Source organism: Streptomyces sp. NPDC053079 (assembly GCF_044546695.1).
In the GTDB taxonomy this organism is placed as follows: domain Bacteria; phylum Actinomycetota; class Actinomycetes; order Streptomycetales; family Streptomycetaceae; genus Streptomyces.
Window position 1 is genome coordinate 121,265 of the sequence record NZ_JBITZJ010000010.1, and the last position, 13,309, is coordinate 134,573.

Sequence of the window (13,309 nt, forward strand, 5' to 3'; positions counted from 1 at the left end):
CGCCCGTCAGTCCGCAGGACGGCGCACCGGCGCCGGCTCCTCCGCGGGATGGGCCACCACCAGCTCCGGCAGCCGCTCGGCGATCTCCGCGCGCACGGTCACCGGTAGCCCGGCATCCGTCACCAGCGCGTCGACATCCTCCAGCGCGGCGAACGAACTCAGGCCCACCGTCCCCCACTTGGTGTGGTCCGCCAGCACCACGACCCGGCGCGCCGAGCGCACGAAGTGCCGGTTCGTCTCGGCCTCCGCGAGATTGGGCGTCGACAAACCCGCCTCCACGGATATGCCGTGCACCCCGAGGAACAGCACGTCGAAGTGCAGCGACCGGATCGCCGCGTCCGCCACCGGCCCGACCAGGGTGTCGGACGGCGTGCGCACCCCACCCGTCAGCACGACCGTCGCCGCCCCCGGCCTGGCCGCCGGACCCGAGGCCGTCATCGACCGCTGGGAGCTGTGGAACACATCGGCCACCCGCACCGAATTCGTGACGACCGTCAGATCCGGGATGTCCACCAGCTGATGCGCCAGGGCGAAGGCCGTCGTCCCGCCCGCCAGCGCTATCGCGCTGCCCCGCACGGCCATCCTCGCCGCCGCCCGCGCGATGTCCTCCTTGGCGCTGAGCTCCAGCGCCGACTTCGCCTCGAAGCCCGGCTCGTGCGTGGTCGCCTCGGCCACCGGAACCGCACCACCATGCACCTTCTCCACGACCCCCTGACGCGCCAGCGCGTCCAGGTCGCGGCGGACCGTCATGTCCGATACCTTCAGACGCCTCGTCAGCTCATTGACCCGCACCCCGCCGCGCCGCCTCACCTCGTCGAGGATCAGGGCACGTCGCTGCTCCGCCAGGAGGTTCTGGTTGTCGCTCACCCGGCCCGTCCCTTCAGGTCGGCCACCGCTCACCATGTGCGCACATCCTCCCACGCACATATGACAGCGGTCCTTCCCTCAAGCGGACGGCAGCTCCGGCAGGTCCTGCGGGTACAACAGCGTCAGGTCGTCGGTGCTCGGCGCCGGCAGCTGCGCCACCCGGCCCGCGTGCCGCTCGACCATCGCCTCGAACGTCTGCCGCGCCGTACGGCCGTTGCCGAACGCCGGACCCTTGGGGATGGCCGTGAAGTAGCGCAGCAACGCCTCGGCCGCGCCCTCGCCGATGCGGTACTCGTGCTCGTCCGCCTGCTGCCGCACGATGCGCAACAGCTCGTCGGGCGCGTAGTCGCCGAAGGTGATGGTGCGTGAGAAGCGGGACGCCACACCCGGATTGACGGTCAGGAAGCGCTGCATCTCGGCGGTGTAGCCGGCGACGATGACCACGACCTCGTCCCGGTGGTCCTCCATCAGCTTCACCAGCGTGTCGATGGCCTCGCGGCCGAAGTCCCGCCCCGAGTCCTCCGGGCACAGCGCGTACGCCTCGTCGATGAAGAGCACCCCGCCGCGCGCCCGGTCGAACGCCTCCTGGGTCCGCAGCGCGGTCGAGCCGATGTGCTCGCCCACCAGGTCCACGCGCGACACCTCCACCAGATGGCCGCGCTCCAGCACGCCCAAGGAGGCGAGGATCTCGCCGTAGAGGCGCGCCACGGTGGTCTTGCCGGTGCCCGGGGAGCCGGTGAAGACCAGATGCCGGCGCACGGAGGCGGCCTTGAGGCCCGCCTGCAGGCGGCGACGGCCGACCTCGATCATGTCCGTCAGGGCCCGCACCTCGCGTTTGACGCTCTCCAGGCCCACCAGCGCGTCGAGTTCACCGAGCACGGACGCCGAGCCCCGCACGCTCTCGGCAGCACCGGCGGCAGCGGGCTGCCGCTGCACCGGCACCGAGGGGGCCGCCGGCCGCACGGCCGTCTGCACGGCGGCCACCGGCGTGCCGCGGGCCGCCGCCGGGGCGCCCTGCACCGCGCCCTCGTCGCTCGTGCAGCCGTGGCTGACCGGCCCCTCCTCGGCGAATTCGTAGCCGCCGCGCGCGCACCGCTCCGTGCGGCACCCCGTCAGGGTCGTGCGGCACCCGTCGATGACGTGGAAGCCGTAGCCGGCGCTGCCCGTGACCCGGCAGCCGTCGAACGTGCCGCGGCCCTCCGCCGAGACGTAGAAGCCCGCCTCCGTCGGCGAGGTCACCGTGCAGCGCTCGACGACGGGATCCGCGCCCTTGGTGACGATGACGCCCGTCGAGGTCGCGTCGAGGGTGCAGCCCGCCAGCCTGCCGCCGCTGCCGTGGCCGCGGAACCACACCCCTGTGGTGGCGTCCCGGATCCGGCTGTCCTCCAGGCGGGCCTCCGCGCCGCCGCTCACCGACACGGCGGTGCCGCGCACCGCGGACAGATCGCTGTCCGCGACGTCCGCGCGCGAGCCCCGGTCCAGGACGAACAGCGCGTCCGGCACGTCGTGCACCCGACAGGAGGCGAGGTCGGCGCTCGCCCCGTCGCTCACCCAGACCGCCGGATAGTCGCCCGTACTGTCGTGGATCTCGCACCCGGACGCCTCCACCCGCGTGCCCGGGTCCCACACCGACAGGCCGTTGCGCCCGAACCGGCGCACGGCCGAGCGCGTCATCGTCAGCACCGAGCGCGAGCGCAGGTCGACCGCGTTCTCGGGGACGTCGTGGATGTCGCAGTCGGCCAGGGTCAGCACAGCGTCGGTGTCCAGCGTCACGCCGTCGGCGGTCGTGCGGTGCACCCGGCAGTCCGTCAGGCGCCCGGTGGCCCGCGACGCCACCTGCACCCCGGTCCCGGTGATCTCGTACACCTCGCAGCCGACCGCCTCCAGGGCGCTGCCCTCGCCGGTCAGCGACAGCCCGGCCCCGCGCGCGTGGTGCACCCGGCAACGCTCCAGGCGCGGTTCGGCGCCGCCGCGCACGCTGACGCCCGACTGCCCGGCCGCCACGACCTCGCACTCCTCGAAGACGCCGCCGGCGCGGTCCAGCACGCTGATGCCGACGCCGCCGGGGTTCTCGACGGTGCAGCGACGCACCGTCGGCCGCGCCCCGCCGCGCACCTCGATGCCGGCCGCCGAGCGCGTCACCACCCGCAGGTCGGCCAGGTCCGGTTCCGCGCCGTCGTCGACCAGGAGCGCGGGCTCGGCCGCGTCGTGGCCCTCGATCCACAGGTCCCGCAGCGTCGCCGAGGCCCGTACGGTCACGGCCACGCCCTCGGACGGGGCGATCCGCACCGAGCCGCGCGCGCCCTCGCTGCCCCGCAGCGTGACGGCGCGGGCCACGACGAGGTTCTCCCGGTAGGTGCCGGGCGCCACCGACAGCACGTCGCCGTCGGCCGCGGCCTCGAGGGCGGACGCGAGGGAGTCGTACTCTCCCGTGCGGCGCCGCCAGCGGGACGTGCCGGTGTGCGTCACCTGGACGGTTCCCACGCCCTTGGACCTTCCCGGCTGCGGGCCGCTCCCGCCGCTCCCGACGCTCAGAGGGTTGAAAGACGCGGGACGTTCGCCCACCGGTGGACCTCCTCCTTCGGAACAGCAAGATCGTGAGGGAGGGAGAGACCGCCCTGACCTTCCGTGCTCAAGAGGATAGGGGCCGACACCGGGCCGACGAGCCGGGATACGAAGGACGAAAGGCGGGGAAGCGGAACACCGGCGCCCGCGCCCGTCCCGAGCGCCCCGCCCACAGCGCTGCCCCGCACGCCCGGCGTCAGGCCCGGATCTCCACGCAGGCCCGTCCCCGGGACCGGACCTTCTCGTCGATGTGCTCCCACGCCTCGGCGCAGATCGTCGTACGGGGCTCGACCCGTCGGCCCAGGGCGATGGTGTACCGCGAGCCCTCGTGCCAGTGCTGCAGCGCGCTGTCGCCGTTCAACCCGCCGCCGACGAGATGGAAATGACCGAAGAACGAGCTGCCCGGCGAGGGCGTGACGTGGGCCTTGGCGACATAGCGTCCGCTTCCCTCGACGCTGAGGCAGGTGTACCCCGCACACGTGCCGCCTCCCGCGGAGGCCGGGGGAGTGAAGACGGTGAGGAGGGACAGGGCGCCCGTCAGGCTCGCGCCCGTCCGCAGCAGAGCCCGGCGTGCCCGTGCGGCGATTCGCTTCATGAGGCCGGTCCGTCCGATCGTGTCAGGGGAGCCACCCGGGATGGCCCCGACGTCTGGGGTCTGTTGCATGCCCAAGCCGTCCGGATCGATCCGGCCTGTCACCCGTGCGGCGGAACCGCGAACCGGCGCGCCCCGCAGGGCGCGTTCAGCTGCCCGCGTCCGCCCGGCCCCAGGTGTCGGCGGCCCGTTCCCAGGACCGTTCCCATTGCGCGTACCGGCGGTGCGCCAGGCGCCAGACGACCAGACGGCGCGCCCCCTCCAGCAGGCCGGCCGCGGCGGCGGCGGAGCCGAGGCCGGCGAGGACGGTGTGGACGGTGGCGGTGGCGTCGTCCATGGGGCGGCCGGTGACCTGGCCCCGGTCGTCCGTCCACAGCGGGAACCGCTCGCCGGGGCGGGCGGGCTGACGGACGGCCACCAGTCCGGTGCGGAGCCGGCCCGCCGGGTCCTGCCAGCGGGCGAGGACCCTGCGGTAGTCCTCGCGGCCGGCGGTGGACTGGTGGTCGGTGCCGTCGGATCCGCCCGATACCGAGCGCACGGTGGTGGCGCTCACCAGGTGCCGGTGCAACTGCTGCTCGTGCACGGCCCGGCGCAGCGCTTCGTTGGCGAGGGAGCCGGTGACCCAGCCGACGGCCGGTCCCACCAGGAGCATCAGCACCACGGCGGCCACCCCCACCCAGGCTTCGAGGACATCGCTCCGGCGGCGCAGCGCATTGCGCCGCCACCGCCATACGAACGCCGTCGCACGCATGGTGCTCACCCCCTACGCGTCCGTAAATACCTCACACAGGGCATCGCATGCGGAGGAAGGCGGCGGAGAGAGCAAAATCACCCCTCGCGGATGTCGGCGGCGGCGACGCGTTGACGCCGGGCGTGAGGGGAGCAGGGGAGGTCAGTCGAGGATCTCCACGGGGTCCCCGACCCGTACGACACCGGTGTGTTCCGGGATCAGGTTCTGGCCGAACACCAGCGACTTGCCGATGCGATGGTGCCGGGCGAGCGTACGCAGCGGCTCCTTGCCGCGCTCGGCCGTGTGCTGGTCGGTGGTGGTGATGACGCAGCGGCCGCACGGCTTGACGACGCGGAACGTGACCTCGCCGATGCGCACCCGGCGCCAGTGGTCCTCGGCCCAGGGCTCGGTGCCGTCGACGACCACGTTGGGCCGGAAGCGGTCCATGGGCAGCGGGCCCTCGCCGGGGTGGTCACCCTCGGCGATCAGGGAATTGAGCGCCCGCAGCGAGGCGGTCGTGGTGAGCAGCAGCGGAAAGCCGTCGGCGAAGCTGACCGTCTCGCCGGGATCCGCGTAGTCCGGGTCGATCGGGCGGCGCCGCTCGGGATCGTCCATGTACAGCAGCTGGGCCTCGGTGCCGAGATAGGCGCTCAGCCACGCGTCGGCGGCGGCCCCCGCCCGTATCGTCTCCACCTTGTCGTGGAAGAGCTCCACGGTGGTCGTCGGCTCCCCGGCCGCCGACGCCGGCACGGCGACGTCGAGCGGCGCGACCCCCGGGGCCGTGAGCCGGATCCCGCCGTCCGGCAGCGGCTCGGCCGACGCCAACGCGAGCGTCGGCTGCTGGCGTTGGGTGATGAACCGGCCGTCCGGCGCGGCCAGCATCCATCTCCGGTCCCCGGCGAGCCCCCACGGCTCCACGGCCGCCTCGCCCGGTGCACACCCCGCCATCGACTTGACCGGATAGAAGTGGACCGCGTTCAGTACAGGATTGGACATAAGCCCATCTTGCCAGCTGGATATGACAGTTGGCAGGACCGGCCGGTCCGCCGGAACGACGGACCTCGCCCCAGTCGCGGTCAGTAGCCTCCCTGCTCCGGGTAGGGGCGGTTGCCGTACGGCTCCTCGTACGAGGCCGGACGGGGCGCCACCGGGCGCATCCCCTCGTATCCCCCGGGCGCCGGGCGCTGCTGCTGGTACTGCTGCGGTCCCGGGTAGCCGCCGCGCGGGGCCGAGGCCTGCTGCGGGATGTACGGGGCGGGCGCCTGCTGCAGAGCGCCGCCCTGCTGGCCGTACTGCGGGGCCTGGCCGGCGTAGCCGCCCTGCGGAGCCTGCGGACCCGCGGAGGACGGGCCGGAGGGCAGGGCCGGCAGCGCCGGGAGGTTGCTGTTGCCGAAGTCGTACGGCGACGCGACGCGGATCGGCGCGATCTGGGGGGTTCCCCGCTCGGCGACGAGGCTGTCGTAGATGGGGGTGTCCGGAAAAGACGACGAGGCGTAGTAGCCGCCGCCGTAGGTGCTGCGGGGGGAGGTCATAGCCCATAAGTTAAGCCCATGGTGTGCCGGTTGGGGAGCCCGGTATGGGGGTTGATTCCGGAGGTCGCGAGGACCGTCGATGAACAATGCGAGCGAACCCGGGAAAATCGGTCGCCAAGGTACGTTGGAATCGTGTAAAGACCGGCTCATTTCGGAGCCGGACGGAGGGGTGGGGCATGGGCATGCTGAAAGGCGCCAATATCCGGATTCCTGCACAGGTGCTACGGATCGAACTCGGCTGGCGCACGGGCCCCGGTGTGCCCGACGTCGACGCCTCGGCCCTCCTGCTGGCGGCCGGAAGAGTCCGCTCGGACGCCGATTTCGTGTTCTATAACCAGCCAACCCACGCCTCCGGCGCTGTGCGGCACGACGGCAAGCGCCCCGCGGGCGACGGAGTGACCGACACCCTCACCGTCGATCTCGGTGCCGTCGAGGGCGCCGTCGGCAGCATCGTCCTCGCGGCGTCGGCCGACGGCGGCAGCTTCGGGCGGGTGCCCGGACTCCACATCCGGGTCCTGGACGCGCGGAGCGGCGCGGAGCTGGCCCGCTTCGACAGCCGGGACGCCACCGTCGAGACCGCCTTCGTCCTCGGCGAGCTCTACCGACGCCAGGGGGAGTGGAAGTTCCGCGCCGTGGGACAGGGCTACGACAGCGGTCTCGCCGGCCTGGCGACCGACTACGGCATCACCGTCGACGAACCGCGGCAGGCGCCCGTACCGCCGGCCCGTACCGCCCCTCCCCCCGCACCGGCCCCCGCCGCGCCACGGCCCGCCGCGGCGTCGCCCACCGTCCCGCTGCGCGGCATCCCCTCGGCCGCCGCACCGGCCGCCGCCTCCCGCCCCGCGGGGCCGGGCAAGGTCACGCTCACCAAGAACGCCCCGACCGTCTCCCTGGCCAAACAGGGCGGCACCTCCGGCGCCATGCGCGTCAACCTCAACTGGCAGATGGTCAGGCCGGCCGCCACCGGCTGGGGCCGGCGACTGAGCCAGGCCATGGCGTCCCTCGGCGGCCTGGACCTCGACCTCGGGGCCCTGTACGAGCTCAGCGACGGCAGCAAGGGCGTGGTGCAGGCCCTCGGCAACGCCTTCGGCTCGCTCCACCAGCCGCCCTACATCCACCTCGACGGCGACGACCGCACCGGCGCGGTGGAGTCCGGCGAGAACCTCACGATCAACCTTGACCACATCCGCGACTTCCGGCGCATCCTCGTCTTCGTCACCATCTACGAGGGCGCCACCAGCTTCGCCGGCCTGCACGCCACCGTCACTCTCCAGCCGCAGCGCGGCGCGCCCATCGACTTCTCGCTCGACGAGTGCACCGTGCAGTCCAACGTCTGCGCGCTCGCCCTCATCACCAACAAGGGCGGCGACCTCGTGGTCCAGCGCGAGGCCCGCTACCTCGTTCCCGGCCGCGGCGTCGGCCCGCAGCGCGCGGTGGACCAGGCCTACGGCTGGGGCCTGAAGTGGACACCCGGCCGCAAGTGAACCGACACCTGTCGCGGCGGACCTAGGGCAGGGCCTCGGGACGGGCGTACGTACGCCCCTTCCAGGCCGCCCCCCGCCCCCGGTAGTGCTGCACCGCCGAGTCCACCGTCATCAGCAGGTACAGCAGGGCCGTGACCGGCAGCAACGGCGCCAGCCACAGCGGCTGCCGGTAATAGCGCAGCATCGGCAGATACGTCCCCGTCATCACCGCCCACGCGCCCGCCCCCAGCACCGCCGGCACGACGGCACCGGACAGCGCGCCCGCCACCACGGCCACCGGCGGCGCGAGGTAGATCACGGCCATTCCCGCGACCGTCCCGGCGAGCAGCAGCGGATGGTGCAGCAGCTGCGCGTAGGCGCTGCGCGAGACCATCCGCCACAGCGGGCCGAGCCCCCGGTACGGGCGCACGCTCTGCACGCCCTCCGCCAGCCCCAGCCAGATCCGGCCGCCGGAGCGCTGGACCGCCCGGGCCAGCGACACGTCGTCGATGACCGCCTGCCGGATGGAGTCCGGGACCCCCGCCCGCTGCGCGGCCTCCCGGCGCAGGAGGACGCATCCGCCGGCGGCCGCCGCCGTCCGCGCGCCCGGCCGGTTGACCCAGCGGAAGGGGTAGAGCTGGGCGAAGAAGTACACGAAGGCCGGGACGATCAGCCGCTCCCAGAACGTGGCCACCCTCAGCCGCGCCATCTGCGACACCAGGTCCAGCCCGCCCGAGCGGGCCGCCGCCACCAATTCCCGCAGACTGTCCGGGGCATGCGCGATGTCCGCGTCCGTCAGCAGCAGGTACTCGGCGTCCATGCGCTCGCGCGCGAGCGCCAAGCCGTGCCGGACCGCCCACAGCTTGCCGGTCCAGCCCGGGCCGGGCTCCCCGGGCGAGTCCACGGTCAGCGGCAGCCCCCCGCCCGCGTCGGCGAGCGCACGGGCCACCTCGCCCGTTCCGTCCGTACTGCCGTCGTCGACGAGATAAACCTCCGCCCGTCCCGGATAGTCCTGGGCCAGCAGCGACGGCAGGCTCGACGGCAGCACCGCCGCCTCGTCCCGGGCGGGCACCACGATCGCGACCGCCGGCCAGTCCCCGGGCGGGGTGCGCTCCGGAAGCCTGACGTCCGTGCGCCAGAAGAAGCCCTGTCCCAGGAGCAGCCACCCCCAGGCCGCCAGGGAACCGGCAGTGATCCACGTCAGCGCGCTCACCCCTCGCAGTCTGCCGCACGGACGCCGGCCGCGGGCGGAAAGCGGCCACCGCGGGGCGGAGGGTGTCACCGGGCCGGCGGCGCCGGGTGGTGCCCGCGGGGGCCGGGGGCAGGAGCCCGCGAGCCCGTCACCCTGGGCGGATCGATTAAAGTGAGCGGGTGAAGATCGCGCTCATGGACTCCGGCAATGGCCTACTGGCGGCGGCTGCCGCCGTGCACCGGCTGCGACCCGACGCCGATCTCGTCCTCTCCTCCGACCCCGCCAGCATGCCCTGGGGCCCCCGGACCCCCGAGGACGTCACCGAGCGCGCCCTGGCCTGCGCCCGGGCCGCCGCCGCGCACCGCCCGGACGCGCTGATCATCGCCTGCAACACCGCCTCCGTCCACGCCCTGGCCGCGATACGCGCCGAGCTGGAACCGGAGCTGCCGGTCATCGGCACCGTGCCCGCGATCAAGCCCGCCGCCGCCGACGGCGGCCCCATCGCCATCTGGGCCACCCCGGCCACCACCGGCAGCCCCTACCAGCGCGGCCTGATCCGTGACTTCGCCTCCCACGTCGAGGTGACCGAAGTGCCCTGCCCGGGCCTCGCCGACGCCGTGCAGCGGGCCGACACCGACGCCATCGAGATCGCGGTGAAGGCGGCGGCCGCCGCCACCCCCCGCCACGTAAGGGGTGTCGTCCTGGGCTGCACCCATTACGAGCTCGTCGCGGAGCGCATCCGCGCGGCCGTCCAGGACCCCTCGCAGCCGCCCATCGAGCTCTACCACTCCGCCACGGCCGTCGCCGCCCAGGCGCTGCGCCGCATCGGCGCCTACCCCGCCCCCGACGCCGAGCCGTCGGGCAGCCTGACCGTTCTCTTCGGCGGCCGCGAGACGGAGCTGGAGCCGGCCTCGCTGACCTACGCCGAGGGCCGTTCGCTCCCCGCCGTCCGCGCCGCGCGCCCCTGACGCGCCCCGTCCGGGTCGGTCTGCCGCGCACCCCTGCCACGGTGGCGGAACGTGAGTAGGCTGCCCGGTATGAGGGACCACTCCGAGGGCCCGCGGGGTCACGAGGGCTCACAGAACTCCGAAAACGACCAGCAGGGCGCGATGCCGCCCGCCGTCTGGACCGGCCGGGCGACCAACCGGGCGCAGTGGCTGCTGGCCGGCGCCGGCGCCGCCTGCCTGGCACTCGGCATCGAGCTGGCCGTCGACAGCACCTGGACCTCCGGCCTCGCCCCCCTGCTGATGGCGGTCGTCGGCTGCGTCGCGGCCGGACTGCTGATGCTCTACGGCACCCTCGCCTTCGTGCACGTCGCCGTCCGCGTCGACAAGGACACCCTCGAGGTCCGCTGCGGCCACATCGGCGTTCCCCGTACGCGCATTCCGCTCAGCCATGTCGTCGGCGCCGACTTCGACCCGCGCGTCACCCCGCGCCAGTGGGGCGGCTGGGGCTACCGCTGGCGTCCGGAGAAGGGCACGGCCGTGGTCGTACGCCGTGGCGAAGGCCTGGTGGTCCGGCTCGGCGACGGCCGTACGTTCACGGTCACGGTGGACGACGCCGAAGCGGCCGTCCGTGTGATCCGCGCGCGCCTGCGCCTGCTCGGCGCTGGTCGCGCCGCCTCCGCCTGACCGCGCCCGCCCGGCCCCTTTCCCGAAGCCTCCGGGCTCGTCATTCCTCCTGTCCTGCGCCCCATTAGGCTCGCCACATGCCGATTCCCGACTTCATCCGCGATCTGCGCGCCACCGCGGGCAGCCAACTCCTCTGGATGCCCGGCGTCAGCGCCATCGTCCTCGACGACGAGGACCGGGTCCTGCTCGGCCGCCGCGCCGACACCGGAGGCTGGTCGATCATCGGCGGCATCCCCGAGCCCGGTGAACAGCCCGCCGCGGCGATCGTGCGCGAGGTCTTCGAGGAGACGGCGGTCCGCTGCGTCCCGCAGAAGGTCCTGCTGGTCGAGGCGCTGAAGCAGATCACCTACCCCAACGGCGACGTCTGCCAGTTCATGGACATCTGCTTCCTGTGCCGCGCGGTGGGCGGCGAGGCGCGCGTCAACGACGACGAGTCGCTGGAGGTGGGCTGGTTCGAGGTGGACGCGCTGCCGGAGATGGAGGACTTCGCGGTGACCCGCATCAAGCAGGCCGCGGCCGGCGGACCCACCTGGTTCGAGGGCATCGGCGAGAGCTGAGCCGGCGCTGACGCGCCCGCCGGGCGGCCATACCGGATGGCCCACCCAATAGTTTCCTTGTACACATTGCGTGTTAGCGTCGAGGACCGCCTTCGGCACGGCCTGCCGTGCCGGGCTCGTGGGGCGGTGACGATGGTGTCGGGGAAGCAGGGGGAGAGCCGAAGTGACCACTCTGGACGAGGGCGCCGCCGAGGAGAGCGACTTATCCTTACGGCGCCCGCCGGCGACGGCGGGCCGCGAGGAGCGGCCCGGCAGCCGGCGCGGACGGGTCCGGGCCCTGGCGCTGCACCCCGTGCTCGCCTCGCTGGCCCTGGCGGCGGTCCTGCACCTGGTGTGGGTGCTGCTGATCGCCAACAGCGGCGGTGACCTCGCCGCGCAGGACGCGTGGGCTGAATTCGCGCTCCAGCACCCGGACTCGGCGTACAACCTCGCCTGGTACGGCGGGATGCACCCGGTCTCGTACAGCGTCATCTCACCGTTCGTGATGGCGGCCGTCGGGGTCCGCACGACCATGGTGATCGTGGGCACGCTCTCCGCCGGGCTGCTGGCCGTGCTCCTGATGCGCAGTCGCGCCGTGCGACGACCGCTCTGGCCCTCCCTGTACGGTGCGTTCGCGCTGTTCTGCAACGCGGTCTCGGGCCGGGTCACGTTCGGGCTCGGCCTCATGTTCGGCCTCGCGGCCGTGGCCGTGATCTTCTCCTGGCCGGCGAAGCGGCGCTCGCGCAGATGGTCGCACCGACTTCCCCGGGCCGGGCTGGCCGCCCTGCTCTCGGCGCTCGCGACCGCCTCGAGCCCGGTGGCGGGCCTGTACGTCGGGATCGTGGCCGCGGCGCTGTGGCTGACCAGGCGGCGCCCCGCCGCCTACGCCCTCGGGATCCCACCGGTCCTCGTGGTCGGGCTCTCGTCCTGGCTCTTCCCCTTCTCGGGCACCATGCCGATGGACCTCACGATGGTGATCCTGCCCGTCCTGAGCTCCCTGGCGGCCCTGGCCTTCGCGCCGCAGCAGTGGCGTACGGTGCGGTTCACCTCCGTCCTCTACGCGGTCGGAGTGGTACTGGTCTGGCTGATCCCCTCGCAGATCGGCTCCAACATGACCCGCTTCGGCCTGATCTTCGGCGGGGTGGTGCTGGTCGCCGCACTGCCGGCGGTCAAGGTCCCGTCCCCCGCCCGGATGCCCACCACCGGCCGATGGCGGACCGTACTGGCCCTGTCCGTCGTGGTGGTGACGGTGTGGCAGGGCGCGCAGGCCGCCAACGACGTCATCAAGACCACGCCCTCCGCGTCATGGGCACGCGAACTCGCCCCTTTGTTGGACCAGTTGGACCGGGTCAAGGCGGACCGCGGCCGCGTCGAGGTGGTCCCGGTGCGCAGCCACCGTGAGTCCTCGGCGCTCGCGCCGTACGTCAACCTGGCACGCGGCTGGAACCGCCAGGCCGACATGGAACGCAACCCGGTCTTCTACGACCGCGACAAGCCGCTGTCGCCGGCCGGCTATCACCAGTGGCTGCGCCACTGGGCGGTGCAGTACGTCGTCCTGCCCAAGGGGGACCCCGACGGCGCGGGCGAGGCGGAGGCCGAGCTGGTGGCGCGCGGGCTGCCCTATCTGGACCGGCTGTGGTCCGACGCCAACTGGAAGCTCTACAAGGTCCACGACCGCGTGCCGCTGGCAGAGCCCGAGGCCACGGTGACGCGGGTGCGGGCCGAGGAGGTGATCCTCCAGGTGCACAAGCCGGGCCGGGTGCTCATCCGCATCCCGTACTCGCCCTGGCTCGGCCTGATAGACAGCCGGGGCAACAACGTGAAACGGCCGCAGAAGCCCGACAAGGGCGCACCCGCCGTCAACATACAGGGCTGTCTGACCAAGGCCGCTCAAGAGGCGAACGAGGGCCAGTCGCACGGTGAATGGACGGTGCTGCACGCGCCGCGCGCCGGCGAGTACCGGATCGGGGCGCGCTACAAGCTGCCGCGCGGCACGCCCTGCCCCGACGAGTTGACGGAGTAGGACCGGAGCCGGGCCCCTGGTGGTCCACAGCCGTTCACCGCAAAGGGACGGTGCCGGCCTTCCGCGCGGCGGAATTCATGCCGCGGCGGACGGTCCATTTCGTCCTGCCGTCGCACCGTATTCATCCTGAAAACCCGATGGCGTCACGTGTCCCATGTCACGCCGTCGGATTACGTAA

The 13,309-nt window shown here is 73.2% G+C and carries 12 protein-coding genes; 5 read left to right on the forward strand and 7 right to left on the reverse strand.

What is annotated here, in order from left to right; all coding sequences use genetic code 11:
- Positions 1 to 6: 6 nt before the first annotated feature.
- From ACIGXW_RS32370 to ACIGXW_RS32395, 6 genes are all read right to left on the reverse strand, one after another.
- Positions 7 to 867, reverse strand: coding sequence for a DeoR/GlpR family DNA-binding transcription regulator (locus ACIGXW_RS32370; RefSeq protein ID WP_399576488.1), 861 nt, complete (start codon positions 865 to 867; stop codon positions 7 to 9).
- A gap of 78 nt (positions 868 to 945) precedes the next feature.
- Complete coding sequence (locus ACIGXW_RS32375) at positions 946 to 3,351, reverse strand: right-handed parallel beta-helix repeat-containing protein (RefSeq protein WP_399576489.1); 2,406 nt, start codon at positions 3,349 to 3,351, stop codon at positions 946 to 948.
- A 277-nt stretch (positions 3,352 to 3,628) separates the two neighbouring features.
- Entirely contained in the window at positions 3,629 to 4,027 is a 399-nt protein-coding gene (locus ACIGXW_RS32380) for a hypothetical protein (RefSeq protein ID WP_399576490.1), read from the reverse strand.
- A gap of 145 nt (positions 4,028 to 4,172) precedes the next feature.
- Positions 4,173 to 4,775 (reverse strand): hypothetical protein, encoded by a 603-nt coding sequence (locus tag ACIGXW_RS32385; RefSeq protein WP_399576491.1) that lies wholly within the window; start codon positions 4,773 to 4,775, stop codon positions 4,173 to 4,175.
- Positions 4,776 to 4,916: 141 nt separating this feature from the next.
- On the reverse strand, positions 4,917 to 5,750 hold the full coding sequence (locus tag ACIGXW_RS32390; protein ID WP_399576492.1) for an MOSC domain-containing protein: 834 nt from the start codon (positions 5,748 to 5,750) through the stop codon (positions 4,917 to 4,919).
- An 80-nt stretch (positions 5,751 to 5,830) separates the two neighbouring features.
- Positions 5,831 to 6,286, reverse strand: coding sequence for a DUF6643 family protein (locus ACIGXW_RS32395; RefSeq protein WP_071963221.1), 456 nt, complete (start codon positions 6,284 to 6,286; stop codon positions 5,831 to 5,833).
- 176 nt (positions 6,287 to 6,462) lie between these two features.
- On the opposite strand from ACIGXW_RS32395, the gene ACIGXW_RS32400 reads away from it, so the two are divergent.
- The gene (locus ACIGXW_RS32400) at positions 6,463 to 7,770 is read left to right on the forward strand and encodes a TerD family protein (RefSeq protein ID WP_399576493.1); all 1,308 of its coding nucleotides are present in this window, start codon (positions 6,463 to 6,465) and stop codon (positions 7,768 to 7,770) included.
- A 22-nt stretch (positions 7,771 to 7,792) separates the two neighbouring features.
- Here the strand turns inward: ACIGXW_RS32400 and ACIGXW_RS32405 are convergent, their stop codons facing one another.
- Positions 7,793 to 8,953: a glycosyltransferase gene (locus ACIGXW_RS32405; RefSeq protein WP_399576579.1), complete on the reverse strand. Its 1,161-nt coding sequence runs from the start codon at positions 8,951 to 8,953 to the stop codon at positions 7,793 to 7,795.
- Positions 8,954 to 9,120: 167 nt separating this feature from the next.
- On the opposite strand from ACIGXW_RS32405, the gene ACIGXW_RS32410 reads away from it, so the two are divergent.
- The 4 genes from ACIGXW_RS32410 to ACIGXW_RS32425 all read left to right on the forward strand — a co-directional run bounded on the left by ACIGXW_RS32410 (position 9,121) and on the right by ACIGXW_RS32425 (position 13,131).
- Positions 9,121 to 9,909: a glutamate racemase gene (locus ACIGXW_RS32410; RefSeq protein WP_399576494.1), complete on the forward strand. Its 789-nt coding sequence runs from the start codon at positions 9,121 to 9,123 to the stop codon at positions 9,907 to 9,909.
- A gap of 69 nt (positions 9,910 to 9,978) precedes the next feature.
- Positions 9,979 to 10,572, forward strand: coding sequence for a hypothetical protein (locus ACIGXW_RS32415; RefSeq protein ID WP_399576495.1), 594 nt, complete (start codon positions 9,979 to 9,981; stop codon positions 10,570 to 10,572).
- Positions 10,573 to 10,649: 77 nt separating this feature from the next.
- The gene (locus ACIGXW_RS32420) at positions 10,650 to 11,129 is read left to right on the forward strand and encodes an NUDIX hydrolase (RefSeq protein WP_399576496.1); all 480 of its coding nucleotides are present in this window, start codon (positions 10,650 to 10,652) and stop codon (positions 11,127 to 11,129) included.
- A gap of 163 nt (positions 11,130 to 11,292) precedes the next feature.
- Positions 11,293 to 13,131 carry an MFS transporter gene (locus ACIGXW_RS32425; RefSeq protein ID WP_399576497.1) on the forward strand — a complete coding sequence of 613 codons (1,839 nt, stop codon included), beginning with the start codon at positions 11,293 to 11,295 and terminating at the stop codon, positions 13,129 to 13,131.
- The last annotated feature ends 178 nt before the right edge of the window (positions 13,132 to 13,309 follow it).